Source organism: Streptomyces ferrugineus (assembly GCF_015160855.1).
Taxonomy (GTDB): domain Bacteria; phylum Actinomycetota; class Actinomycetes; order Streptomycetales; family Streptomycetaceae; genus Streptomyces; species Streptomyces ferrugineus.
On the sequence record NZ_CP063373.1, the window covers coordinates 7,748,645 to 7,774,636 of the forward strand.

Below are 25,992 nucleotides of genomic sequence, written 5' to 3' on the forward strand. Positions count from 1 at the left end.
CGTAAACTTTGCGGACGGCTGTACTCCTGTGTGATTTCCCTTGACGGATGAGGGAGTTGTACGGCCGTGCTGTCCGACGGGGGTGCTTTTTGCTGTGGCGATGATGTTGCCGGACGAGCTCGAGTGGGTCCTCGAGATGCTGGGCTACCACTGGCCCACGGCGAACGAGGACAAGCTCAGAGACTCCGCCGACGTGTGGCGGAAGTTCGGCGACGACGTCAGACAGCTGCACACCAAGGCGAGCACCAGCGCCCGTCAGGTGGTCGCCCACAACGCCGGCGAGTCGATCGACAAGTTCAGCAAGACCTACGAGAAGTTCGACGCCGGAAACGGCTCCGACGGCTACCTCGCGAACGCCGCGGAGGCGGCGTACCTCATCGCGAACGTCCTGGAGTCCTGCGCCTACCTCGTCGAGTTCGCCAAGTGGGCGGTGATCGCCCAGCTCATCGCCCTGGCCATCGAGATCGCCGCCGCCCACGCCGCCGCGCCCTTCACCTTCGGCCTGTCCGAGGTGGCCGGCCTCGGCGCCACCCAGGTCACCCGGCTGATCGTCCGACGTCTCCTCGACGAGCTCAAACAAGCGCTGATCGAGGCCATCGTCGAGACGATGAAGGAACCGGTGATCTCGGCGGTCGAGGCGATCATCACCGACCTGATCCGCCAGACCGTGAACGTCGGCTTCGGCGCCCAGGAGGGCTACGACGTCGGCGCCACCCTGAAGGCCGGCGGCACGGCAGGCCTTGACGCCCTGAGGCAGAGCCCGCAGACCTTCGCCGAGGGGGTGCGCGACAGCCTGGGCCAGAAGGCGGGCAGCCGGGCCCGGGACGCGATCGACAGCCGTATCGACGGGTATGACGGGCCGTCGGGGTTGTCGGGGTTGTCGGGGGGTGACATCGGCAGCGACTCCGGTTCGGGAGACTCCGGCTCGGGAGACTCCAACTCCACGTCCTCCAATTCCTCATCCTCCGATTCGAATTCGTCGGGGTCGGACTCCTCCACCTCGACGCGATCGAGCAACGGCAATGTCCCCGGCACGAACATAGGCAACGGCATATCCGCCGACACTGGCGGCACCGACGTACCCGCACCCAACATCGGTGCGGGCCCCAGCTCCGACTCCGGGCCGGGACCCGATTCCGGGAACCCGACCTCCTCGGACACCCCGTACGCGAGGCCGACACAGTCCCCGACGGGATCGTCCCTGTCGGACTTCGACGACCCCTCGCCCGGCGGTCCGTCGTCCAGTTCCCCGGACTCCAGCGGTCCGTCCAGCACACCGAGCACGTCCGGCCCCTCCCACACCGGCGGCGGCTCCCCCGTGTCCGGTCTGTCGTCACCGACCGCGCAGTCCGCGCCCACGCCCGCTTCGTCCGGCGGTACGTCGTCCTCGCCCGGGGGCGGCTCGATCGGCACCCAGATCGACGGCCTGGCGGCCACCGCGCCCACACAGTCCAACGCGGCACCGACACCGACGACGGCCGACTCGTCCCCGACCGGCACCGGCGGCCGCCCGGACGGCGGCTCGGCGATGCCGACGTCGCCCACGGCGCCGTCCGCCGGGGGTGCGACTCCGGGCACGCACCAAGCGCCGGGCGGGTCGGGTGGGACGCCGTCGGCCACGAGCCCGACGGCCAACTCGGGCCCGGCGCGGAATCCCGCCTCCGGGACACCGACCACGCCCTCCACAGCGGGGACCGGCCCCGCGTCCACGCCGAGCCCCACGTCGCCGACGACGCCTCGGAGTACGCCGGCGCCGACACCGGACGGCCGAATACCCGGTACGGCGGACGGGCGTACGTCCAGCACGCCCGACGGGCGAATACCGACTCAGCGCACTCCTGGGAGCACGACGCCGGGCGACGGGACTACGCCCCGCAACTCCCCCGGGACCACAACCCCGGGAGACCGCTCCACACCCGGCAACGCCGCCGGCACGACGCCGGGCGACCGCACCACACCCCGCAACACCCCTGGCACGACGCCGGGCGACCGCACGACGCCCCGCAACACCACGGACCCGAGCACGGGCGCCCGTACCACCACCCCGGGCCAGAACCCGAGCACGACCAGCCCGAACCAGAACCCAGCCCCGTCGACTCCCACCAGGACCGCATCGCCGTCCGCCGCCACCGCCACCCCCACGTCGACGCCCTCCCCCTCGACCGGTACCGGCCCCGGGCGCCCCTCGACACCGAGCAGCGGCACCCCGAACTCCTCGCCCCAGCCCGGTCCGACGAACAGCCCCTCCCCTGCCCCTCACGGGACGCCCGGCACGGCCGGCGCGACCGGCACTCCGAACCAGCCGAGCGCCGCCGGTTCCACCCCCACCAGGCCGCCCCACCAGCCGCCGGGCAGCACGCCGAACAACCCCAACCAGCCGGGCGCGCAGCCCACCACCCAGCACCCCCCGGCGAACACCCCGAACCAACAACAGCAGCAACAACCCCAGGTCACCCCGGTCCCGATCCACCACGTGACCGTGACGCCGCACAACCAGGCCCAGCAGTCCACCCCACAGCCCCCGGACTCCGCCCCCAACAACCCCAACCAGCAGAATTCCTCGGACGGCCCGAAGCCGAAGGAGCCCCCGACCCCGGCGTCGGAGACCCGCAACACCAACCCCCCGGGCGGCGTCATCGACCCCACCCGGGACGAGCAGGACGCCCTCGAGAACTCGGTCCCCCGGGACGAGAACGGCGACCCGACCCGACCTCCGAACCCGGCCGACGGCCGCTGGGTCGAGCGCATCAACGGCGAAGGCCGCGACGCTCCCGGCCGCAACAACAACTGCGTCGACGTTGCCCTGTCCACGGTGGACACCTACGCGGGCAACCCCACCGCCGCCGCCAGCCGCACCCCCGACCTGGACGCCGACGGCAACCCCTCGGACCGCGGCGAGAAGGGCGGCCGCGACCGCATCGAGAACACACTGGGCGCCCGCTTCAGCGACATGGGCAACGGGCGCGACGCCTTCGACCGCCTGGAGAACACCCTCCGCGACAGCGGCCACGGCTCGCAGGCCGTGATCATCACGCAGGACGCCAACGGGCGGGCGCACGCGTGGAACGCCGTCAACCACAACGGCAAGATCACGTACATCGACGCCCAGACCGGGCAGCAGAGTTCGAAGCCGCTGCACAGCGGGGACAACGGGGTCTTCGCGATTCCGCTGGACTCGAACCGGCAGCCGGTGACACCCGACCAGCGCGCCGACGACGGTACGCAACCGCAGCGGGAGGCCTCCGCGACTCCAACGGGCGCCGACCGCAGGGCGCCCGACGAACCCGCCGGAACCGACCCCGATGAGACGAAGGACTCCTGGGACGATGAGGGTGACGCCAACACGGGGGCCGTCCCCGAGCGGCTGGGCTCCACACCGTTCGATGAAGACCAGAAATCGGATCAGCTGCACTACGGCGTCGCCGGCGACCAGGCACAGAGGGACTTCCGGGACCACCGGGACATCCGGCAGATCGACCTGGATCCGGTCTACGACACCCTGCGGGACTTCGCGAACAACGACAATGCAGGGTTGCGTGACCTGCTCGACGGGAGCAGAAACAGTACGACCTGGAGCCGCGACGACCTCGCCAACCGCATCCCGGGCTTCAACGATCTGAGCCGAGGCCAGCAGGCCGCGGCAGTGGGTGTTCTGGCCCGTCTGAGCAACGACTTCCACATGAACCAGGGCGTGGGCGCCAGTCCGTACCGTCGCGAGGGCGACCAGTCCGCTTACCGCTGGTCGGAGTCGGAGGACGCCACAGAGGCACGAGAGGCGCACCGGAAGCGCGACATAACTCGGCAGACGAACTTCCCGGGCAACGACAACGAGAAATACCGGGACTCAAGGGCCGCCGTCGCGGCCGCGAACGGAAAGCCCTTCTCCGAGGTGCGCGGCTCCGACTCCCCGTCCGCCAACCCTGCACAGCGCACCCGCCATTACCTCGACGAGACCTACGGCCAAAGCGTGGCCGCTCAGATCGTAGACGCCTCCCAGGACATGAAGCCGAACTTCCTCGGTCGTAATTTCGCTGTCATGGAGGTGTACGACCCGGACACCAAACAGACCCACTACGTGGCCGACAGCTCGTTCAACTACGTGGGACCACGACCCGACCACTCCGAACCGCACTTGGGCGGATGGATCGAACGCCTCAACGAAGACCGGGCGGCCAAGGGACAGAATCCGCTCGTCCCCGCCCACCTGTACACGGAGCGGGAGCCGTGTGGTCACCCTTCCGAGTCGAAAGGGCACGCGGACTGCGGAGGCTATATCCGTGCCTACTTGCCGGAGGAGATGGGGACGACCTACGCCACGGCTTATCGAAAAGGCGAACAGGTCGAACCGTTCAGCGATGAACGCGAGGGCGTAAACAATGCGGCGCAGGCCATGGAAGTCGATTTCCAGGATCACTTGAACAAGGTCGCCGATATTCTCAAGGCTTACGCCTTGCCGACGCCAACAAGCCCTGCATAGCGAAGACCCGACGGTAGGAAAGACCTGACGCATGAGTACCACCCCGAACCCGGATGAAGTCACGGCAGAACTCGCGCTGAACCGTGCGCTGCGGTGGATCGACCGGCCTCGCGACGCCAGTGCCTGGCTGTGGATCGGCGGGCGCGCGGGCTGCGGCAGGACGGCGCTGCTGCGCGAGGTCGTTGCCCGCCACCCGGGCGCGGTCCACGTCGACTGCGCCGGCAAGAGCGCGGAGGAGGTGGCCCGCGAGTTGGCGACGGCCCTTGGCATCCCCGCCCCGGACTCCTTCAAGGACAACTTCGGCACCGTGGCCCGCCGGATCAGCGACGACCCCGTGGTCGTGCTCGCGAACACGCAGTGGGCGGGCCGGCTGCGTACCTCGCGCGAACCGGAGCGTGTCCTCGATCGGGTGGCACGGGCGCTGATCACGTTCCACCCGCGCGGGCTGCGGATGCGCCTGCTGGTCGAGGTCGACGATGCCCCGGGCAGGGCCGACGAGTTGCGCGGGCGGCATCTGACCTTGCAGGGGGGCTTCGAGAGCATGCCCCCCTTCGCGGAGCCGGACGATGACGCGGCCCTGCCGTCTGCCCTTGACGCGCTGGCGTTGGCCGAGCACCGCTTCGTTCCCCTCCCCGTGTGGTCCCTGCTCTGCTCCGCCCTCGGCCGGGACTTCCCCGAGTCCCGGCTGGAGTCGCTGCTCGGCGACCCTGCGGCCAGGGACTGGATCCACCGGACGGACGACGGGACAGGCACTCCCCTCGTCTCCTTCACCCAGGAGGCAATGGCCCGGCATCTGCGGACGCGGATGCCCGCCGAGGAGGCCAGGTCCTGGCACGCCCGCGCGGTCACCGCACTGTCGGCCGCAGACGCCCCCGAGGCGACACGCTGGTACGCCGCCCGCGCCCTGGCCGGTCACGCAGCGGCAGCCGACCAGTTCGAGGCGTTCCTCAACCACACCGCGGCAGTCGCCGGAGTCAGCCACGAGACACTCTTCGAAGGATTCGAGGCCGCCTTCCATGCACGGCCCATCCCGCAGGGAAGTGCCGGGGCCCGCCTCCACTACATGGCGCGCCGTGGCGTTCAGCCCTCGTCCCAGGGTGAGTGGCTGGCGCTGCTGCACCTGACCCTGATGCAGGCCGGGCCGACGCAGGAAGCAGCCGCCGACCGGCTCCTGGCGGCGGCCGGCCCCGTCACCCTGCCCTGGCGGACCCTCTGGGCCGAAGGCGTCGGTGCCGGCGAATTCAACACAGACACGGTGGTCAGCCGCCCCATCGTCGAGACGCCCCGGATCGTGCACACCTCGACCGGCAGCCTGGTCACACTCCGCACCCGGCGCGAACACATCGGCACCTGGGACCTGGTCACGGGCACACCCCGCACCGAGCCCGATGAGACCGCGGAAACCTCCGACACGACGCACGCGGATCAGGGGCCCAAGGGGTGGCGCCCCGGCGGAGCCGCCAGCGGCGAAGTGGATCTGCCCCGCATGCCCGAGTACATCCGTCGAGGCACGCGCTCGGGCCGTCACATCGCTCTGGCCACCACGGACGGAGTCTGCGTGGTCGAGATCAACCAGAACGCCGGACACGAAAACGCACCAGGCCTCCTCAAACGTCTGGTGGCCACCGACACGCAGCTCGCCCGGGCCGACCTGCCCGCCCAAACCCTGGCCCCCACGACCGACTGGCTGACGGACATCTTCGGATCCGCGGCGGTCAAACGGTTCCCGCAGGAGACCCTGCCGGACACTCTCACCGACAGCAACGCACGCGCCTTCCTCTCCGACGTCGGCTTCCCCTGCGTCACCGGCTTGCTCGAGCTCGACACCACCAGCCTCGAGCACACGGGCCTGCACCCCGTTACCGAGCCGTTCGGCAAACCGGACGAGACCGAGTCCACGTACTTCTCCCTCGGCACCTGGCAACGCGCACGACTCCTCCTCGACGGCCGCGACGGGCGCGTCCTGCAGGACGGCTGGTCGGGGATCGAGGACGAGCTGGCCGGAAGCAGTCTCGGTCAGTTCGTCGCGATGGTCCGCCTCTACTACTGGTGGCGCGCCTCCGACTGGTCGATCGAGGACACGGAGTCGGATCTACGTCACTGGCTGAACCTCGTCGACCCTCAGGCCTTCCAGACGCAGAGCTGGCAGCGGGTCTTCGAGGACTACAACTTCGACGACCGGGTCTGACGGACCGGTCCCGGCTACTCGGAGACGCGTTTCGTGCCAGGTCTGCCGGAGATCAGCAACGTCCTGCATCTCGCCAGCGGTCCCCCGGCGGCGACCGCTCACGGCCCGAGCCCGAGGTGGCCAGGCCCGCGTCGGAAACGGGACGGTGCCCCGGCTACGCCGTGCCGGGAGCGAGGGACCCGGCAGCGGCCCGTGCTTCGAGCTCGGTGCCTGGATGTGCTCCAGACTCCTGCTCGACAGCAGCACCGGTCGGCTCTTCAGGACACCACGGGTGGCTCGCACCCGACCCCGTCCGCAGGACACACTGCCCCTGCGTCGCCGACCACAGGACGCTCATCCTCGAGGGGCACGACTTCGAGGACAGCGCCTGGGACTTGGCCTTCTACGGGGCTTAACGGGTCTGACGCCTCATCGCACTGTGCGTCGGGCCGACACCTTTCACACAACCCCGCCATGGTGCGCTCGGTCCGGCTGAGGCGGGGTGCCGAAGCGACGTGACGGGCGGCGACCACGAGATCGGCTTCGCCGACGGTTCAGGGTGCTCGGTCCACTTCGGGGGGCACGGCTGGAGCCGTACGGCGTCGGCGTTTCCGGTCCGGTTGAGCCACGTCGACCCGATTCCCTACCCACAATGCGCGGGGAAGCATCCTCCACGCCCTTCACACCACCCGCTCCGCCCCCGACGGCCCGCTCCTGATCTCACTGATAACTTGCTGTTCTTACTTGTTCACTCCGTGGGAATCCGATGAGCCAGCCGCCGTTCCAACCGCCACCGCAGCCCCCGCAACCCCCACAGCCGCCGCAGGACCCCAGCAACCCGTACATGCAGCCAGCCCCACCACAGCAGGCACCGGGGTTCGGCCCGCCGCCGGTCCCCGGGCACCCTCCGCTGCAGGCGGGAGCGCCGCCGGTCCCCGGCCAGCCCATGTACCCCGGAATGCCCCCTGCCCCGGGCCAGCCGGTGCAACCGATGTACCCGATGCAGCCCGCCCCGCCCTTCCAGCCGCCCTACGGTCAGCGGCCGAACGCAAGCGGCCATCCGGTGGGCGCCGTGTTCCTCGGGCTCTGCGTGTCGGTCATCGTCTCGCTGCTCTACAGCGGTCTCGTCCTGGCCACGTACAAGGACCAGACGCTCACCCAGGCCCACACCATCTACCTGGTGCACGCCCTGCTCAACGGAGCGGTCGTCGGCTGTTTGGTCGGTCTGGTGGGCCACGGCAGCACCGGCGCCCACATCGGCGGAGCCGCCGTCGCCGCGGCCGGCGCCTTCTTCGGCTTCACCAACTCCATCCCGATGATCATCGCCGAGAGCCAATCGACCGCGGCCATCGGGGACATGATGGAGGCCGACCCCTTCATCCCGGCCAAGGCCTGGTGGAACAACGAGATCGACGGCGGGGTGGACTGGTTCTCCCCGCTCGGCCTCCTGCTCGCCGCGGCCGCCGCATGGGGGCTCGCGTACCTCATCGGGCGTCGGCGTCGTCAGGGCTGACATCTCATCGGGAGCCGGCGCCGTCGGGCGTGACCTCTCATCGGGAGCCGACCCGGGTCACCGCTTGGTGCCCGGGCGGCCCGGGGGCCCGAACGGCCCGGGCGGCAGATGAAGCCCGCCTTTGCTCCTACGCCCCCTCAAGCGACGCCAGCACGAACGCCAACGGCAATGTCGCGACGGCGAGCGCCAGCCCCGACGCCGCCATACCCGCGCGGATCTCGCTCTTCCCCCGGATCGCCAGGTAAGCGGCGATCACCGGCAGGACGCAGCACAGCAGCAGGCTGAAATACCAGCCCTCTTCCTTGATGAAGAAGACCATCGCGGCCAGGCAGACCGGCACCGAACCGACGCTCATGATGCGGCAACGCGAGAGGAAGAGTTCGAGGTCGTTGACCCCGCCGAAGAAACTCATGATGGCCTGCGCTCCTTGCGCCTATACCGCGGCATGGTCGTATCCACCGGTACCCACCTGCGGAAAACTGTCCGCCGCCGAGAAACCGTTGATGGCGGTCGACATGACCACCCCGAGCGCGCTCAGCGCCATCGCGAACTTGTCGAAGGCCTGGGCCGCCTCGGCCCACATCTGCATGAGCCGGATGGCCTGTGCCGCGGCCAGCGCGAACATGGCGACCGACGCGGCCTGCCCACCGACCGGGATCGCGTTGACGGCCTGTGCCGCGAGCAGGTTGACCAGCCAGATGACGAGCAGGTCACAGAACATCACCAGGAACGACTTGAGGAATTCCGCGAACTGGAACGCCATCTGAGCCGCCTGCGCATAACAGCTCTGCAGGGACTTGAACGTCTCCTTGATCTCTTCGAGTTTCTTGCTGAACTCGTCGAAATACACGGTCGCGGCGTTCGCGGCGTTACCGTCCCAGGTCAGACCGACGTTCTGGGTTCCCTTGCGCACATTGGCGGCCACCGCGTCGCAGAAGGACGCCAGATTTCCCCAGACGTCGGAGCAGTCGTTGTACTTGTTCCAGTCCCCGAAGACCCAGTTCGTCACTTCGGCGAAGGGGTCGAAGTCGAAGAGCAGCTTGGACGCCTCCACGGCCATCGCCGAGGGGCTGCCCAGGTCGAGCGCGCTGCCCAGGGTCTTCTGCACGGGGTTCATCTGGTACTCGTCCGCGTGACCCGACGCGTACTTGACGATGGGGTTGCTGGGGTCGCCGGGCGGCTTCAGCACGTCCACGGCGTCGCCGGCGTCGGAGAAGTCCTGCGGGTCGCCGCCGGAACCGCCGCCCGACACCTTGGAACCCGGATAGGTGGCGTCGAGCTTGGCCGCCTGGTCGGTGTCCGTCTCCCGGTAGTACTTGGCCGTGCCCGTCAGCTCCTTCTCGGACGCCTCCAGAAGGCTCTTGACCTTCCCCAGGGCCTTCTTGGCCTCGCTGACGTACTGATCGTGGTCACCCGCGACGAGGTCCCAGGCCGCTCCGCCCGCCGACTTGTCGATCTGGGTGTGGTTGCCCGCGTACGAGACCGCCTGCGCACTGCCGTCCGCGGCACGCCCCACGAGCTTCGAGAAGCCGTCGATCGCGCCGGGCTCTACCCGAAAGTTCACATCTCCCCCATCGCCTGCATCGCCTGCATCAGCTCCACGGTCGACAGTCGGTTTCGCCGGTGCGGTCGGTCGCTCTCCACGGCGTACGCCCGCACCCCCCGGACCCGCCGGACACGCCCGCTCAGTACAAGGACCAGCCACGCCCGTCGTGACGCGACTTCGTGCCCGACCGGTTCTCGGACTCCGCACGCCGCTCGTCCTCGAGCTGCCGCCGCTCCTCCTCGAGCCGGCGCTCGCCTTCCGCGGCGAGCGCCTCACGCTCGCTGTCGGACATGGCGGCCCACTTCTCGGCGAGCGGGGCCGACTGCTGGACGGCCTCCTCGGCGTACGCCGAGACATTGGCCGCCTCACGCAGCCCCATACGCCCGGAGAGGACCTCCTGGGCCATCTCCTTCAGCGCCGGACCGCCGAGCCCCGAGGCGAGATGCTCCAGCGACTGCCGCAGCATCTTGGCCTGGACGGCGTCCTGCTGGGTCATCTCCAGAAACTCGGAGTCGTCTACGCGCTTGTCGGATGGGTTTGCGGCGCTGTCCACGGGATTACCTCATCGGGAGGTTCGGCGGGTCTCATCCGGCGTGAACCTACCAACGCGGCTGCGAACGCTTCAACACACGCTCCGCGCCGAAACCCGCGGCGACGCGCGGCGCCCCTGTAACTCGCGTCAACTCGACATCGGCCGCGGCGCATTGGCCTTTCGGAAGCCCCCGGAAGACGCTCTCTCCCCGGCCTGGCTGCGAACTCGCTCGATTGCGACGAAGTGATCGAATACGCCTTCTTCCTCATCAATCATCCCGCTTTGAGCGACGGACGAATGCGTGTGAATGTTCCGGGGGGAAATGCGCGTGGATCGACCAAGATCTCGAACTCGGGTTTGATCGAATACGGCGACGGTCGTTTCGTGGCGAGGTAATTGCCGCTGGAGCGGCGACGAAGATCAGCTCTGGCCCGAGCGGCTTCCCTTGCCCGAGCCGTACACCGGCGCGTCCCGCTCGGCGCGCTCGCGGTCCAGGTCCGCCTGCTGCCGGGCGTCCCACTCCGCGAACCGGGCCTTGGACTGCTGGCGTTCCGCGTACGTCTGGTCGTCGGCCGCCCGGCGGATTTCATGCATCCGCTGGTACACGGCCTCGGTGTAGCGCGGATCCTGGAAGGCGTCCTTGATGTCCACGCGCCCGCTCAGCACGGACCGCGCCATCTCGCGCAGATCCGGGCTGAGCGAGGTCGCGCCGGCGATGGTACGCAGGGAGCGGCGCAGCCGCAGAGCCTGTTCGGGATCCTGGGCGACCCCCATCAGTTCCTCGTCCTGGATTTCCCGGTCCGCGGTCATGGGTGTGGGTGGTCCTTCCTGTCAGAGGTGAGGGCAGGTGAGTACGGCAGGCAGCGGCGACGTCATCCGAATTCGCTGCGGGCCCAGTCGTCAGCCCCCTCGGAGGAGCCGGAGCGAGCCGCGGCCGGAGTGGCCGGGGCGCGGCCGGACGACGTCTGTGCGGTGTCCGCCGGGCCGGTCGAGCCGGAGCCCGGGCCGGATCCGGGCCCCGTCGAGGGGGCGGTGTCCGCACCCGCCGGGTCGGAGGCGGGCGCGTCGCCGGCGTCGGCACCACGCCCGGCCAGCGCGTCGACACCGTGCTGCGCGCGATCCCCTACGGCGCCCGTGACCGTCTCCTTCGCGTGGTCCACGTACGTGTTCGGATCCGCGTAGCCGGCGAGCGTCGACCCCTCGCCACCGGTGACCTCGTTCTTGAGGCCGCCCAGATACTCACCGGCCGCCGTCTTGGCCACGTCGGCCGTCTCGCCGAGGTTGATGCCGGAGCGTGCGTCGAAGTACGCCTCGATGCTCTGCTGGCCGACGTTCTGGGCCATGCCGACGGCGGCCTCGCGGGCCTTGTCCTTGGCGGCGTCGACGACCTTCTCCTGGACGAACTGCTTGACCTGGTCCTTGACGACCTTCTTGGCGAGCTTCTTCAGGGCGTCCATGGTGGCGTGCTCCATGGCCTTGGTGATCGCCTCCATGACCTCCTTCTTGAGGCGGTCCAGCAGCTCGCGGACGATCAGCCGTGTGGCCTGTGTCGCACCCAGTGCGCCGATCTCGGACAGACCGAAGGTGAAGGGCGCCGCGGCCTGCGCCGCGATGATCTCGATGGCCAGCGCGACGAGTTGGGCGATCACGGCCAGCTTCGCGGTGAGGACGGCGATGGCGGCCGCGTCGAAGGCGAAGGCGATCACTTCGCACGCGGTCTTCGCATCCGGGAGGTAGCTGTCCTCGCCGTTCGCGCCGGTGTAGGCGCCCCAGTCCTTGCTGAAGCCCTCGATGGCCTCACCGAAGTTGGACGCTACGACGGTCCGGGCGAAGCCCTCGCCCTGTGACTGGATCTTCTCCAGCTCGGCACCGAAGCCCCGCCAGGTCTCGGCGACCTTGTGCAGTGCCTCTTCGTCGGCCTCGGGCCAGTTGTAGCCGAGGAGGTCGAGCACCCAGACGAGTTCGCCGGGCAGTGTGAGCGACATGCCAGTAACCCCGAATTCGCTGGATCTACTTAGAGCTGACCGGCGATTCCGCCCAACAGGCCACTGTTCGACGCATCCGAGGCGTCGTAGTTGCGCGCGTTGTCCTGCAGGTTGTGCCCGATCTGTTGCAGCCGTTCGGCAAGGCTGTCCATCGACGTGAAGATCCCGTCACGAATCGGCGTGTAAATCTCCCCGAAGATCTCTCCGAAATCCGCGTCCGCCCAGGGCTCCCCGATCCCCTCAAGGTCGCTCTGAAGCTTCTTCGAGGCCCTCGCGAAATCACCCCCGAGGCTGTCGAACATCCGTCCCTGCTGACGGAGTACATCCGTGTCCACATCAAAGGTGCCGAACGTCATGGCTCTCCCCCGAACTGGCTTTACAGCACGTCATATTGCACGACCGGCCGATAGCTTAGACTCCTCGCGCACGACCTGGAAAACCCATTAGTCAAGAGATCGTCAAGTTATCCAAGGGACCACCAAGTGGTGACAGCACAGCCGCGTTACGCCAGCACAGGGAGCCTGTGGGTGGGCAGACTCATCGGATTGGGGCTGCTGCTCGCGGCCGCGGTCGTCGCCACCGTGACCATTCCAGAACTGCGCAGTGAACTCGCCGGTGACGGAACCACGGGAACCCTCACCGTTTCTTCATGCGAAACGCACACGAGGACCCACTACGGCAGTCATCGACGCTCCACCGAACTCCAGTTCAATTGCACCGGGAACTGGACCGCGCAAAACGGTGAGCCCACTTACCGAAACGTGGAAGTGAACACTTCATCGCGTTTCGATTCCGGGACGAAAATCCCCGTCGTACAGGTGGCCGACACATTCGAGCAACCGCAGGACCGGGACCCCGGAGACGACGCCGCGATTCTCGCCCTCTGCCTCTCCATGCTGGCAGCCGGCGTCTACTGCCTACTCACCGGTTTCGGCGCCCGCAACGGCCCCGGCTTCGCGGCTTCCTGGAATTCCCTGCCAGCCCCGGCCGTGACCGGTCCCCTGGTCGGCGGCCTCTTCACCCTGGGCGTCCTGGCGGCGCTCGTCTGCGCACTCGCTCTGTGACGCCCGTATCCGCTCTCTGAGGAGTCACCCCCCAATGGCACAAGTACACGGGTCTCCCGGGTCCCCCGGGTCCCCCGCGACCAACACCGCCGCACCAGGAGGGCCCGCGGGCCTCGGCCGCCTCATCGGAGTCGGCCTGCTCCTGGCCGGCGTGGTCCTCCTGGCCCTGGGCGCCTACTTCGGCCCCTACTCCTACGCCACCGCCACACCGGGCAAACTCACCGTCGAGACCTGCACCGTCGACTACAAGTACCGCTCGAGCACATCGAGCAGCTCACGGAAGCGCACCAAGACCAAGTGGTGCTACGGCACCTTCACCGCGACCGACGGCTCGGTCAAGAACCTCAACGCCGAGCTCAAGAGCGACGCCCTGCACCAGCGCGGGGACGTGATGGAGGCTCTCAAGACCGGGGACACGTCGTACCAGCAGGACCATGGGTGGGTCGGTGCGATCGCGGTCGGCTGTGTGTGGTGGTTCGGCGCCCTGGTCCCCCTTGCCCTCGGTCTCCTGTGCGCCACCACTGGCTTCGCCTTCGGGGGCGCTTCCGACTTTCAGCGCTCAAGGCAGGCTGCGGGGCAGGGCTTGATCAAGACGGTCTACGCACTCGTCGCTGTGGGTGTGATCGGCTTTGGGATCAGCATGTTGGTGATGTTCTTCGTGTGACGGAAGTAAGGACGCGCACCGAGCTTCCGCCGCATGTTTGACTCCTCCACTCGGCTAAAGCGTGTTGCAGAACGCTGTGATCAGGGCATTTCCCTTGCATGGGTGGGGTGTTGAGGGCTGAGCCGGTCTGGGTGGAGACGTTCACCGGTCTGCGGGCTGAGCAGTTCGGGCGGCTGCTAAGGGCGGTTCGGGAACGTGGTGGTGAGGGGTGCGGGTGGGGTCGTCCGTGGCGGCTTCCGCTGGCCGAGCGGGTGCTGCTGGTGGCTGTCTACTACCGCACGAACCTCACGATGCGGCAGCTCGCCCCGCTGTTCGGCATCTCCCCGGCGACCGTGTGCCGGGTGATCCAGCGGCTGGGGCCGCTGCTCGCGCTCGAGCCGGTACGTGCCCCGCAGGAGGCAGTCGAGCGGTTGTGGATCGTGGACGGCACCCTCATCCCGGTCCGTGACCGAGGTGTGGGTGCCTCCTCGCGTAACTACCGTTTCTCAGCAAACGTGCAGGTCATCGTGGACGCAGACACCCGGCTCGTGGTGGCCGCGGCCCGTCCGCTGCCGGGCACCACCGCGGACGCGCACGCCTGGCGGCGCTCCGGACTGGCCGAGCACTGCGAAGGCGTGACGGTGCTCGGCGACGGCGCTTATCTCAACACCGGCCTGATCGTCCCGCACCGCAAACGCCCCGGACGGCCGCTACTCAAGGGCGAAGAGGAGGACAACGCGGAGCACCGCAAGGTCCGCGCCCGTGTGGAGCATGTGATCGGACGGATGAAGAATTACAAGATCCTGCGTGACTGCCGGCAGCGCGGCGACGGCCTCCATCACGCCGTTCAGGCCGTCGCCCGCATGCACAACCTCGCCCTCACCGCGTGACCAGACGCGACAAACGCCCAGTTCAGCCTGCCTGATCACAGCGTTCTGCAACACGCTTTAGGTTCTGTCTCTTTGGTCAGCGTCGGGTCCAGATGAGGATGCCCGCGAGGTGGAGTGCGGCCTGGTAGGCGATCGCGAGTTTGTCGGTTCGTGTGGCCAGGCCGCGCCACTGCTTGAGGCGGTTGATGCACCGCTCGACGGTGTTCCGCTGCTTGTACGCCTCGCTGTCGAAGCCGGGCGGGCGGCCACCGAGTCGGCCTCGCCGCAGGCGGTGGCCAACTTGGTCGGACGGCTGCGGGATGACCGCACGGATGCCCCGGCGCCGCAGGTGGCTGCGGATGGCACGTGAGGAATACGCGCGGTCGGCAAGAACGGCCAGGGGCCGGGTCCGGGGCCTGCCCGGGCCAGTGCGGGGCACGCGGATGCGGGACATCACCGTCTCGAAGGCGGGTGCATCACCTGCCTGGCCTGCGGTGACGGTGAAGGCGAGGGGCCGGGCGTGGCCGTCTGCGGCCAGGTGAACCTTGGTGCTCAGCCCGCCGCGGGAACGTCCGAGCGCGTGATCGGCGGGCTCGCCGCAGTGAGCCGCCCCTTTTTGAGTGCTCCGGCAGCATGCTGGTGGGCCCGGACGACCGTGGAGTCCACCGACACCGTCCAGTCGATGTCGTCGTCGGCGTCCGCCGCCGCCAGGACGGCAGCAAGGATCATTTCCCAGGTGCCGTCGACGGCCCATCTGATCAGCCTCTTGTGAGCGGTTTGGAATGAGCCGAGCTCGTCGGGCAGGTCCCGCCAGGGCGAGTTGGTGCGGTACTTCCACGCGATGGCCTCGAGCGTTCGGCGGTGGTTGGCCCATCGCCGTCCGCGGACCGGATCGGCAGGCATCAGCGGCTCGATCCGGTCCCACATCGCATCAGTGATCACTAACCGGACGGACACATCCGATCAACCGACCAACCCGTCAAAGAGACACGCGCTAGGCGGCGGCACAGACCGTGGTGGTCTGTGCCGCCGCCGAGTTGCTGCCTAGAGGTTGTCCCGTATGAGGCGTGAGTTATCCGGTGAGGGCCAGGTTGTGGAGCCGGGCGATGCCCAGCATGGCCTGATGAACACCGTTGCCCTTGAGCCGGCAGTCCCGCAGGATCTTCCAGTTCTTCAACCGCGCCAGGGCGTGTTCCACCCGGGCTCGCGCCCTGCGGTGGACGGCATTCTCCGCTTCCTGGTGTGGGCTGAGGCGTGTCTGACCTCGTCGTTTGCGGTGCGGGACGAGCAGGCCGGTGCCTTGGTACCCGCCGTCGGCGATGGTCGGTGCGCCGCGGCAGGCCCGGTCGACGCCGGACTCGGTGAATGCCCGGCAGTCGTTGCGGCTGCCGGGCAGCGGAAGGCCGATCGCCACGACCAGACGGCTGTTGGCGTCGATAACGACCTGCAGGTTCGTCGAGTAGCGGTAGTTCTTGCTGGAGGCGGCGATGCTGCGGTCGCGGGTGGGCACGAGGGTGCCGTCGACGATGTAGACGGTGTCTTTGCGCGGCCGACGGGCCGGCGAGATGGCCAGCAGGGGCGCCAGGTGATCGAGGATGCGGTCGGCCGCAGACTTCGAGACCCCGAACAGCGGCGCCACTTGCCGCAATGTGAGGTTCGTGCGCCAGTACGTCGCCACCAGCAACACGCGGTTCTCCAGCGGCAGCCGCCAGGGACGGCCGCGCTGAACATCACCACCGCGACGCCGCACCAGAGCCACCAGCCTGGTGAACTGCGACTCGGTCAGTCCGGAGAACGGCTCAATCCACTTCGGATCATCCGCTGAGATCACCCCACCCATGCTCAGCCAACGCACCAACTGCCCCACCAGTTACGGGACAACCTCTAGGAGGCGGTCGTGGGCAACGCCACGAGAGCGTAGGAGTCGCTGCCGAGGCTGGCACCGACCGAGGTGACGTAGAGCACGTCGTTGTTCCAGAAGGGCCACGCTCCGGCGCCCATGTTCCGATGCACCTCTTCGGGGTACTCGGCGACGGTCGTCATCGCGCCGTCCTCCGCGTTGAACTCCACCAGCTTCGGCTTCTCCGGGCCATCGGTGACGTACGCCAGCAGACGCTCGTCACCCGTGTCCCTCAGCGGAATGTAGTTGAGGGTGCTCGAAGCCGGTGCTTTCCACAGCTCCTTGCCGCTGTCGAGGTCGAAGGCAACCAGCGTCTTCGACTCCCCGTCGGCACTGTCCTTCTCCCCCATGCCCATGAGGAGGATGTTGCCGACGCCCGCGACCTGGCGCATCGGGCTTCCGTCCTCCTCCGGCAGGAGGTAGTACTTCTCCGCCATGTCCGGGAACTCACCGCGGCGTTCACCGGTCGTCTCGTCGAGGGCGAACACGCCCTTCGCCTCACCGCTGAGGACGAGCGGTGAAGTGGAAAGAGCGATCTCGGCTTCATTCTCGCCGAATCGTTTTGTCCACTCGGCCTTGCCGGTGGCCGGGTCGACGAGCGATGCCTCAGTCCAGCGCTTCCCCTCGAACTCGTCTCCCTCGAGGCACCACGTCGTGCGAATCAGATTCTTGCCGCCGGTGTACGTGCCGCTCGCACAAGCACTCGGCACGACCTTCTTCACATCCCAGGCCGTGCTGCCGTCGGCCGCCTTCAGCGCCACCTGCTCCCGATCGGTGGTGATCACAACGGTCTCTCCGGCGCGAGCCACCGCCAGTTCCGAACCGGTCTTGAACTCGTCCTTGACCTTGAAGCCCCGGTGCCACAGCTCCTTGCCGGAGTTGAGGTCGTACGCCACGACGTGGTCGCACTGGCCGTGGGCTCCCCCCATGCCTGAGGCGCCGTAAGCGACGACACCGATTCCGCCGTCGGAGACGGACGGTGCCACGCAGGCCTGATTGCCGGCGCCGGGAAGGGGCGTGGCCCACAACTTCTCGCCGGTGTCACGGGCGTAGGCCTTCACACCACCCGACAAGGTCTGAACCACGGCCTTGTCCGTGAACCAGGTGCCGTCCACCTCCTGCTCGCCGAGGCCCCATTCCGACTTCGACGGAACGCTCCACAACGGCTTGGTACCCGAGGCCGCCACCAGGTACCAGGCGGCCCCTCCGGCACCGGCGAGCACGACCAGCGCGACGACGAGCAGCACGATCAGCCCGGTCCTCCCCTTCCGCGGCGGCATGGGCGGGACGGGGGCACCAGGAAAGTGCGGTGGTTGTCCTGGGTGGTGGCCTGGGCCGTAACCGGGCTGGGGAGCCGTCGGATACTGCGGGGGTGCAGGCTGCTGGGGATAGCCGTAGCCGGGCTGCGGCTGCTGCGGATGGCTGTACACCTGCGGCTGTGGCGGCAGGGGGCTCTGCTGAGGTGGCACGGGAGGCTGTTGTGGCGGCGGAGGCTGCTGTCCATAGGGGTCCATACCCGGCACAGGTCCGTTGGCGCTCATCGGGTGTTGCTCCTGACGTACTGGGCCCACGCGGCCTCGAAGGCGTCCTCGTTCATGCCGACCGCCTTCTGCAGCTGCTGATCGAGATTCGTGGGCTGCCGATAGTGATCCACGGCGAACTGGAAGAACGCCCGCTCGCCACCCTTCTCCGCGATGTAGCGCATGGCCAGATAGCTCAGGGCGTAGTTCGTTCCGACCGAGTCGTACTTCGCTTCGAAGTCCTGGCCCGGCAGTTGGCCGTCGAAGTCCTGGCCCGCGAGATCGCCGCGCACCCGCGCCTCGCCCTGAGTACGGTCGAATCGGTGGGACACATACTCCGCGAAGCCCTCGACAACCCAGGCCCGAATGCTGGTCTCCTCGTCGTTTCCGTACGCGCCGGGGTCCTGCGGCTGAATCAGCGCGTGCGCGATCTCGTGCCGGGAGATGTCCCCGACGCCCGCCCGCCAGGCGGACGTGGTGAACCGGCTCGTCGAGGTGTCCATCTTGATGCGCGCCCCGCCGTATTCGAGCTGGTCCTCGTCTCCGCTGTATCCGGCGTTGAAGGCAGGCATGGCCACGCTTTCGCCGGCGTCCCACCCCAGGTCGCTGCCATCGTTGTTGTAAAGCTTCGTGTAGATCTTTCGGTCCGGCTCAAGGACCACGAGGAAGCTTTCAGGGGTGTTGGAGACCGAAGAGGTATTCGCTCCCCACAGCTCGAGATCCTTCTTCGCACTGTCCTCGACGATGGGCGCGAAGCGTTCCGCGTCAGCCGCGTTCTTCCTTGCCGAGATCGTGATGGTGTGCGCCTGACGCTTGACGTACATGTCGTCGTAGAGGTCCCAAGGGGCGGGATAGTAAACGGCGTTGGCCAAGGCAGCCGCGCCCGGAGATCCCCCCACCTCGCTGATGCGCGGCTCGGCCGACTGGGCCTCCTTCTCGACCGTCCACCGATACCACTCGGAGACCGGTCGGACGTCAACGCCCTTGATCTGATGGACGAATGCCACATCCAGCGTGAGCTTCACATCGGAGCCGTACTCGTCCGACCCGTCACCCGTCTGCTTGAGCACCATGTACTTGCTCTCGGCGAAGGGGAGCTTCCGCAGATTCTTGAAAATCTTGCGCTGCTCGTCCTTCGCCGAGCCCACGAAGGGCTCCAGAAACTCGTCCTCGTCGCCACTCTTCAGCGCACTCGTACGACCGTTGAGCAAGGTGCTGATCTCGTCCGAGCTGAGGATCTGCTGTTCCTCGTCGCCACCGCCCTGCGCACCGGGCAGGGATCCCCCGCCGACAGCGATGTAGAGACCGAAGCCGCCAACCGCGAAGACGGCCACCACAGCCAGCACCAGCAGACCGATGACGGCCCGCTTCAGTCCCTTGCCCTCGCCGGAGTTGCCGGGCGGAGGCGGGGGTGGAGGTGGCGCGTACCACCCTTGCTGCTGGGCCGGTGCCCCGTAGGGACCGGCACTGCCCGGCCCTCCTGGTGGCGTCGAATAGGACATGACAACCTCTCACGCGGACATTTCCGATGGGGACACGATGCAAGCCGACCGCACGCGGCAGAGGCCTGGGTGACTCACCCAGGCCTCGATGGGCAATGCATGCCGATCCTTTGAGCGGCACTCACACCGCCCGACTCACCCTCCCCTTAAGTCACGCAACACCTTATGACCTTGGCCAAGGCGACCGGATCGGCCCTCATGAGACTTTCGTGTAGAAAGTATGATCAAGACCTGGAGAGGGGCGCGGCCTAGGGAGCGGCGAGGCCCCTCCCTGGGGCGCGCGCTACGAAACGCCGAAGCCTTGTCTCGCAACCCTCCCTGCCTACTTCAAGATCGTTCGGGCCCGCAGCGCGTCGGCGCCTCGGCCAGCCCGGGTCGGCAAGGCGGTACCAGAAGGCTCTGCCCACCCCTCCGGACCTGCTGATTGTCCTGTACATCTCCATGCGGCCCATCGCCGTACTCCACGGGGGAAGTACTTGCGGACGGCCAGGGGAGCAACATGAGCGAACCCATCGATCCGAGGGCGGCGTACGCGATGACCGCGGAGCCCTCGCCGAGCCCCACTCCCGGCCCCACCCCGAGCCCGTCGCCGTCCGGACCGGGGTCGGACGACAGAGGGCCGAGTCCGAACCGTCACCCTCGCCGAACCCCAGCCCGACCCCGCCGGCGCCGTGGGGTACCGATCCGGACCTCGGCGTCACCTCATCATTCCTCCGCAAACGAGCCGAAGAGTGCGAGACCGCGTCCGAGATCATCCGCAAGACACGGGGCGTGGCGGAAGACGCGAACAGCGACCTGGCCCGCGCGGCTGACGGCTGGAATTTCGTCAGCAGCCTCGACGAGCTCCAGGGCCGCTGGGAGGCGCTGAACCAGTTGGTCGTGCAGCGGCTCGACCAGGCAGCGGCCAACTTCCGCCTCAGCACGGACGCCTATGACGCGAACGAGACACGCGCCGCCTCACAGTTCTCCTGAGGATCGCTGACCGCCATCGAAAACACGGGGACAGAAATGCCCGGCTTCTACGCACTGCTGCAACTCGACGTCGCAGGACTGGAGGCGTTCGCCGACGAGTGGGTGACGGTCGACCGGAAGCTGAAGGAGGCGCGGACAACGTTCCACGATGACGTGGTGAAACCCCTCCACGAAGATCACTGGCGAGGCGAGGGCGGCCGCGCCGCGCAGGACTACTGCGACCGTATCCAGATGGATATCGACGCGCTGGACAAAGAGGTCAGGGCAGTGCGGAAGTTCCTGGACGCGGAAGCCGACGGCGCCACCGGTCGCGGCGGCGTGAAAGGTCTCGCAGGATTGCAACTGCGGGCCGAGAACCTCCAGCGGGAGGCGATGACCGAAGGGATGAACATCACCGACTCCGGCACGGTCGAGTGGGAGGTCATGTACGACCCGAACGACCCGGAGGCTCCGAAGATGCTCGACGAGCGCAGGAAGACCGCTGACTCGCTGGAAACGCTGGTGCGAAGGCTGCTCGACGACGCCGCCGAGGACGACGACTGGCTGGCTAACGAGTTGGTGCGTGATAGCGGGTGGGTCGTGTTTGGCCTGGTCGTGGCCTGCTCTCAGGCGGTGATGGCGCGGTCGGAGACGAGGCTGGCGATGGCGCGGTAGGTGTCGGGCAGGCGGTCGCGGCGGTGGGTCCAGCGCGTCAGTTGCTTCCAGCGTTTGTGGTCGGCGAGGGCGTGTTCGACGGTGATGCGGTCGGAGGAGTGTTCGTGGCGGTCGCGTTCCCACTGCTGGACTCTGCCGGGCAGTGCTCCGGGCCGGGGTTTTCTGGGTGGTGTGATCGCTTGCCCGCGGTGGTCGCGGCTCAGGCCGAGGTAGCCGTCGTCCAGGAGGACGTCGACGTCGGGGAAGTGCTGGAAGCAGACGGCGATGCCCTCGTTGCGGGCGGCCGTGGCATCGTGCATACGACCAGGCCGCAGGGTGTCGGTCCATAACGTGCGGCCCCGCCAGTCAGCGGTGACGGTGGCCTTCATGGTGTTCTGTTTCTTCTTCCCGGAAACGAATGCGCGCCGTCCGCCGCGGCCGGCCGGTGGTCGGCGGACCTGGATCTCGGTGGCATCCAGCCGCAGCTCGATGCCTTCGGTCTGGGCATAGGCGAACACGTCGGCCATAGTCCGTAATCGCAGGCCGGGGCGGTCGGGGACCGCGCATCCCCGCTCGGCCAGGAGCGTACGGATCTCTGCGATCGCCCGGGTGATGGTGGAGCGGTCGACCTCGAACAGCAGCCCCAGTACCGAGTGCGGCAGGTCATGCCGCAGATGGATCAGCGTGACCACCAGCCGGTCGACGAAGACCAGCTGATGGCGGGCGCCGGCTCCCGCAGCCAGCTTCCTGGCCCCACCGCGTGCCGCATGGCGACGACCCTCGACCCCGGCCTGCCACGGCACCGCCAACTCCTCGACCAAGCACGCGAGATGACGCCGAGAGATCCCCGTGAACAGCCGATGCGCCAGCACCGCGCGATTGACCATGATCGCCACAGACGGATCATGCCACTGGCCAGGCACGACACCTCACCCGCTATCACGCACCAACTCGTAAGAGCCTCAAGGTGATCTTCGGAACGGTCGGCAACTTCGAGTCGGAGAACCGCAAGTTCGGCATCGTTGAGCCCACCGCCAAGGACCGGCAGGTCCACAACCAGCTCAACAATGTCGCCGCCTACTTCGCCGTCATGAAGGGCTGGCCCACAGCCGCCGGCTTGGTCCAGCACTATCTGGACGGGAGCCGAAAGCCCGTCGAGGTCGAGCCGCAGCAGATGATGAACGATATTCCCGCCTTCCGGAAGGACGTCGACGGAACGCTGGGGAACGACGTCCGCAAACGCGGGGACGGGCCTTTCACCACCGAGTGGTCCTCCACCGCCCCGAATCCCGCGGACGGCGATCGCAGTATGGAGTGGTACTACGCGCTCAATCACTTCCAGTACCGTCTCGTCGGAGAGAAGGAGGGCGACGAGATCAGGTACCACCTCGAGGTCAAGAAGCGTTACGACTGGGGCACCCCCAGCGAGCACCGCGCCACGGTGTCCGGTGGTGGGCCGGGGCCGATGGGCATGGACCTGGAACAGGCCGACATCGCCCACCTCCACACCTCCGGTATGGCCCAGGACTTCGACGTATCCGGTTCGTCCGACGAGATGACGGCTCGCTTGTGAAGGGCCGGCACACACCCGCCGGACTGCCTCGGTCGGAGTCGTCCAGCACCCGCCAGTCGCTCCCGGACGACGGACGAAACGGAGGCGTGCCGGTGTCCGTACCTGGTGCCCGCGAGGACGACCCTGGTCACGGTGGCCTTCTGAAGAAGCTGGCCTTGTGGGCCGGACTCGCCCTCTGTATCGCCTTCATCGCCTGGGTGGCATGGGGGTTCCTCCAGTTCGACCACGACATCGACCATCCTCGTGAGGGCGGGTTCTCCGGCTGGCAGTGCGACGCCGGTCGCGATTGCGGTTCCTGACGATGCACCGATCCTGGCCCGGTTCCGGCTCTGCGCTCGCCCAGGCCGGGCGAGGTGACGGCGTGCCATGACGCCGATGCCCGCTTTCTCTGCGCGATGACGGCTGCCGGACACAGCTCCTTGCGGCGATAGCGGAGTGGGCCGGTTTGAACGACCTTCAGTGGGCCAGAGTGTGCGGGGCGGGTTGCGAGGTGCCCCCTTCCTGGCTCAGGGCGGGGCGTCGCACGGGGTCATTCTCCCCGGTCATCCGCTGCTGCTGGAAGCCGCGGCGCCCGCTACCCGCCGCTCCTGGCGGCGGACGGAGGGGCGCCATCTCGCGTCGGCCAGGCGGTTGCCGATGATGGTGCAGAGGACTGTCACGACCATGGCCATCTGGACCAGCTCCTGGCCGCCCCCGCCGACCGGGAGCGCCGCCGCGGCCACCGTCGCGAGGACCGCGAGGCCCAGCCACACCACCGCGCTGACACGGGTCCGAGGCGGTCGGAGCACGCCCGTGCCGAACTGTCGTACTTCCGGGGCGGATTCGAGGTTCATCGAGCTGAGGCGGCGGCCCTGTGCGACGGGCCATTCGGGTGTGCGGGGCATCCAGCCGGACACATGGCGGACCTCGTCCCCGCTGCCGACCACCAGCACGGCGGGCAGCATCTCGCCCCGTCGGCCGGGCCGGCCGGGTGGCGGGTTGTCGCCGGCCCGCTCCCAGTACAGCCAGGCGGTGCGGTCCCACAGCGTGTCGGCGAGCTGCTCGACGTCGACGGACCGGCCGATGTGCAGCTGCCGCTCGCCGTCCTCGGCCGTGAGGCGCAGGCCGACCCCGACCGCCCGGCTACCCCCGGGCGCGGTGCCGGCCACGGTCACGGCGAGCGCCTGCGCGTTGCCGGTGCGCAGTGCCTCGGTGACCGCCGAAGCGCTGTCGTCCAGCGGCTTGAAACGCCGGCGCAGCAGCAGGGCGAGCCCGCCGGCGGCGGCCGCCGAAGAGAGGCCGAGTGTCGTCCACGAAGGGCGGGCGCTGCCGTCCTGCAACGCCGCCAGCTCTTCTCGGGTCTCCGCGAACTGGGCGTCCTTGCCGGTCCTGTCAGGGTTGTAGAGAGCCCATAGGCGGTCGCGGGGCCCTACCGAGCCGGACGTCTTGATGGTGCCTCGCAGGCTCGCACGCTGCTGGCTGGAACCGTCACCGCCGTCGCCGTTCACCGTGACGGCCAGCTTCGAGGTGTAGGTCATCCCGCCGCCCTTCACGGGACGTGCGCTCTGCGACAGCACCTTGTCGACCGTCACCGCGGAGATACGCGCCGACCCGGCCCTGGCATCGGCCAGTTGAGGCGTGACATGAGAGGCCGAGCCGAACAGCAGGAGGGCAACGGACAGCAGGACGAGCAGAACGCCGAGGCGCTGCCGCTCCTTGCGTTCAGGCAGTTGGCCACCGACCAGCCGGAACCCGGTCGGCGAGGACAGCGCCGCCACCCGAGGCACCTCCGCCACCCGTTCCCGCAGCCTGCCCGCCCAGGAGACGAGCACCCCGAGCAGGGCCACGCCGATGCAGGCCAGGACGTCCCAACGCGGCGCGGGTTCGACGTAGCGCAGCAGCAGACAGACCGCTACGCCCACGACGCCGCCCCACTTGAGGACAGCACCAGCGTCAGACAGCCTGGTGGTCATACGCCGCACCGGGCCTCGGGAACTTCTGTACCGCATCGAGATTTCCGTTCATGGCGGCGCCCGCGAGACCGAAGGCCACGTTGACCGCCGCGTACAGGGCCGACAGCGCGTCGATGATCTTCGACCACTCGCCGATCATCTTCGCCGCCGTGCGGGCGATCAGTGCGGCCATTCCGCCCGTGAGGACCAGGCCGACACCGGTGGTCGCAGCTCCGGTGGCGACCGCGATCTCGACGGCGATCGAAATGCCCATGTCGCAGATGAGGATCAGCCCGGCTTTGAGTCCGTCGGCGAACTGCTGGATCTGGCTCGCGACTTCCTCATAGGCCGACTTGAGGGTGTCGTAGCAGTCGTCGGTTTCGTCCAACTTCGTGGCGAGTCCGTCGAAGTAGTCGTAACGCGTGTTGGACGCGTTGCCCACCCAGGTGTCGCTGAGCAGGTTGTTGCCCTTCCGCACATTGCTGCCGACGCCGTAGAAGAAGGAGCCCAGCGAGTCCCAGGCGCCCGCGCAGTCGCCGAAGCTCTCCCAGTCTCCGGCGAGCATCTTCGCGGCCTCGCCGAATATGTCGAAGTTGAAGACGAACTTGAGGGCCTCGTTGACAAGGGTGGTCGGGCTCAGCAGGTCGAGCCCAATGCCGAGCACCCCGAGGGGCACGTTCTTGCCCTCGCCGGTGACGGAGTCCACTCGGTCCCAGACCAGCCCGTCCATCCGGTCGCTGGCCCCCTGCTGCACCTGCTCCCAGACACTGAGCTTGGGCTCGGAGAACGAGGCGGTCGGCTCACTCGCGTCGGAGAAGCCACCGCTCTCCGACGGGGTGCCGGCCGGTCGCCCAGAGCCTGCCGGATAGGTGCCGTCGACCTTGACTGCCTCGGTCTCGTCGGTCTGCGTGTAATACGTGGCCGTGCGGGCCAGTTCCTTCTGGCAGGCGTCGAGCGTCTGCGAGAAGCCCTCAATGGACGCCTTGGCCTTCTCGAGTACGTCACTGTGGTGTCCGACGACGAGCTGCCACAGCTGGCTCTCGGCCTCGCCGTCCACGGTGGCCTTGCGGTCCAGGAAGCTACGGGCCTCGCTCACGTCCCGATGTGCCCGCTCGATCATTTTGCCGTAGGAGGCTATGTCGGCGGGTATGACCCGGAAGTTCAT

The 25,992-nt window shown here is 68.1% G+C and carries 23 protein-coding genes; 10 read left to right on the top strand and 13 right to left on the bottom strand.

From position 1 onward, the window contains the following. The first annotated feature begins 100 nt into the window (after positions 1-100). The 3 genes from IM697_RS45610 (at position 101) to IM697_RS34555 (ending at position 8,157) form a co-directional block, all read left to right on the top strand. The gene (locus IM697_RS45610) at positions 101-4,477 is read left to right on the top strand and encodes a toxin glutamine deamidase domain-containing protein (protein ID WP_194040014.1); all 4,377 of its coding nucleotides are present in this window, start codon (positions 101-103) and stop codon (positions 4,475-4,477) included. 31 nt (positions 4,478-4,508) lie between these two features. Next, complete coding sequence (locus IM697_RS34550; RefSeq protein WP_194040015.1) at positions 4,509-6,665, top strand: SUKH-4 family immunity protein; 2,157 nt, start codon at positions 4,509-4,511, stop codon at positions 6,663-6,665. 970 nt (positions 6,666-7,635) lie between these two features. Beyond that, positions 7,636-8,157 (top strand): hypothetical protein, encoded by a 522-nt coding sequence (locus IM697_RS34555; protein WP_228045176.1) that lies wholly within the window; start codon positions 7,636-7,638, stop codon positions 8,155-8,157. A gap of 127 nt (positions 8,158-8,284) precedes the next feature. Here IM697_RS34555 and IM697_RS34560 read toward each other — a convergent pair whose 3' ends face one another. From IM697_RS34560 to IM697_RS34585, 6 genes are all read right to left on the bottom strand, one after another. After that, on the bottom strand, positions 8,285-8,569 hold the full coding sequence (locus IM697_RS34560) for a hypothetical protein (RefSeq protein WP_194040017.1): 285 nt from the start codon (positions 8,567-8,569) through the stop codon (positions 8,285-8,287). Positions 8,570-8,590: 21 nt separating this feature from the next. After that, the gene (locus tag IM697_RS34565) at positions 8,591-9,721 is read right to left on the bottom strand and encodes a hypothetical protein (protein WP_194040018.1); all 1,131 of its coding nucleotides are present in this window, start codon (positions 9,719-9,721) and stop codon (positions 8,591-8,593) included. 121 nt (positions 9,722-9,842) lie between these two features. Next, positions 9,843-10,256 carry a hypothetical protein gene (locus tag IM697_RS34570; RefSeq protein ID WP_194040019.1) on the bottom strand — a complete coding sequence of 138 codons (414 nt, stop codon included), beginning with the start codon at positions 10,254-10,256 and terminating at the stop codon, positions 9,843-9,845. A gap of 399 nt (positions 10,257-10,655) precedes the next feature. Next, complete coding sequence (locus IM697_RS34575) at positions 10,656-11,045, bottom strand: hypothetical protein (protein WP_194040020.1); 390 nt, start codon at positions 11,043-11,045, stop codon at positions 10,656-10,658. 62 nt (positions 11,046-11,107) lie between these two features. Next, positions 11,108-12,220, bottom strand: coding sequence for a WXG100-like domain-containing protein (locus IM697_RS34580; protein WP_194040021.1), 1,113 nt, complete (start codon positions 12,218-12,220; stop codon positions 11,108-11,110). A 29-nt stretch (positions 12,221-12,249) separates the two neighbouring features. Then, positions 12,250-12,576: a WXG100 family type VII secretion target gene (locus IM697_RS34585; protein WP_194040022.1), complete on the bottom strand. Its 327-nt coding sequence runs from the start codon at positions 12,574-12,576 to the stop codon at positions 12,250-12,252. A 171-nt stretch (positions 12,577-12,747) separates the two neighbouring features. On the opposite strand from IM697_RS34585, the gene IM697_RS34590 reads away from it, so the two are divergent. The 3 genes from IM697_RS34590 (at position 12,748) to IM697_RS34600 (ending at position 14,817) form a co-directional block, all read left to right on the top strand. Then, positions 12,748-13,284, top strand: a complete 537-nt coding sequence (locus tag IM697_RS34590; protein ID WP_194040023.1) for a hypothetical protein — start codon at positions 12,748-12,750, stop codon at positions 13,282-13,284. A 34-nt stretch (positions 13,285-13,318) separates the two neighbouring features. Next, the gene (locus tag IM697_RS34595) at positions 13,319-13,948 is read left to right on the top strand and encodes a hypothetical protein (protein WP_194040024.1); all 630 of its coding nucleotides are present in this window, start codon (positions 13,319-13,321) and stop codon (positions 13,946-13,948) included. A gap of 98 nt (positions 13,949-14,046) precedes the next feature. Continuing rightward, a complete protein-coding gene (locus tag IM697_RS34600; protein ID WP_194038123.1) occupies positions 14,047-14,817 on the top strand; it encodes a transposase family protein in 771 nt (256 codons plus the stop codon). A gap of 76 nt (positions 14,818-14,893) precedes the next feature. On the opposite strand, the gene IM697_RS34605 is transcribed toward IM697_RS34600, so the two are convergent. The 4 genes from IM697_RS34605 to IM697_RS34620 all read right to left on the bottom strand — a co-directional run bounded on the left by IM697_RS34605 (position 14,894) and on the right by IM697_RS34620 (position 19,718). Further along, positions 14,894-15,723 (bottom strand): IS5 family transposase gene (locus IM697_RS34605; RefSeq protein ID WP_265582755.1). Its coding sequence is split into 2 segments (ribosomal slippage): positions 14,894-15,403 and positions 15,406-15,723, totalling 828 coding nucleotides; the frame shifts between segments, so codons are not numbered across the junction. Positions 15,724-15,868: 145 nt separating this feature from the next. Beyond that, complete coding sequence (locus IM697_RS34610) at positions 15,869-16,636, bottom strand: transposase (RefSeq protein ID WP_194038268.1); 768 nt, start codon at positions 16,634-16,636, stop codon at positions 15,869-15,871. Positions 16,637-16,680: 44 nt separating this feature from the next. Beyond that, complete coding sequence (locus IM697_RS34615) at positions 16,681-17,976, bottom strand: outer membrane protein assembly factor BamB family protein (protein WP_194040025.1); 1,296 nt, start codon at positions 17,974-17,976, stop codon at positions 16,681-16,683. 257 nt (positions 17,977-18,233) lie between these two features. Further along, entirely contained in the window at positions 18,234-19,718 is a 1,485-nt protein-coding gene (locus IM697_RS34620; protein ID WP_194040026.1) for a hypothetical protein, read from the bottom strand. A 771-nt stretch (positions 19,719-20,489) separates the two neighbouring features. On the opposite strand from IM697_RS34620, the gene IM697_RS34625 reads away from it, so the two are divergent. Beyond that, positions 20,490-20,690 carry a hypothetical protein gene (locus IM697_RS34625; protein ID WP_194040027.1) on the top strand — a complete coding sequence of 67 codons (201 nt, stop codon included), beginning with the start codon at positions 20,490-20,492 and terminating at the stop codon, positions 20,688-20,690. Between the two features lie 36 nt (positions 20,691-20,726). Continuing rightward, positions 20,727-21,344, top strand: a complete 618-nt coding sequence (locus tag IM697_RS34630; RefSeq protein WP_194040028.1) for a hypothetical protein — start codon at positions 20,727-20,729, stop codon at positions 21,342-21,344. Here IM697_RS34630 and IM697_RS34635 read toward each other — a convergent pair. Further along, positions 21,296-22,210 carry a transposase family protein gene (locus IM697_RS34635; protein ID WP_194050006.1) on the bottom strand — a complete coding sequence of 305 codons (915 nt, stop codon included), beginning with the start codon at positions 22,208-22,210 and terminating at the stop codon, positions 21,296-21,298. The genes IM697_RS34630 and IM697_RS34635 overlap by 49 nt on opposite strands. Positions 22,211-22,290: 80 nt before the next feature. On the opposite strand from IM697_RS34635, the gene IM697_RS34640 reads away from it, so the two are divergent. Both IM697_RS34640 and IM697_RS34645 read left to right on the top strand, forming a co-directional pair. Continuing rightward, complete coding sequence (locus IM697_RS34640; RefSeq protein WP_194040029.1) at positions 22,291-22,896, top strand: hypothetical protein; 606 nt, start codon at positions 22,291-22,293, stop codon at positions 22,894-22,896. Between the two features lie 92 nt (positions 22,897-22,988). Then, positions 22,989-23,195 carry a hypothetical protein gene (locus IM697_RS34645; protein WP_194040030.1) on the top strand — a complete coding sequence of 69 codons (207 nt, stop codon included), beginning with the start codon at positions 22,989-22,991 and terminating at the stop codon, positions 23,193-23,195. Between the two features lie 243 nt (positions 23,196-23,438). Here the strand turns inward: IM697_RS34645 and IM697_RS34650 are convergent, their stop codons facing one another. After that, positions 23,439-24,848: a hypothetical protein gene (locus IM697_RS34650; RefSeq protein ID WP_194040031.1), complete on the bottom strand. Its 1,410-nt coding sequence runs from the start codon at positions 24,846-24,848 to the stop codon at positions 23,439-23,441. Beyond that, complete coding sequence (locus tag IM697_RS34655) at positions 24,829-25,992, bottom strand: hypothetical protein (protein ID WP_194040032.1); 1,164 nt, start codon at positions 25,990-25,992, stop codon at positions 24,829-24,831. The genes IM697_RS34650 and IM697_RS34655 overlap by 20 nt, the downstream gene beginning before the upstream one ends.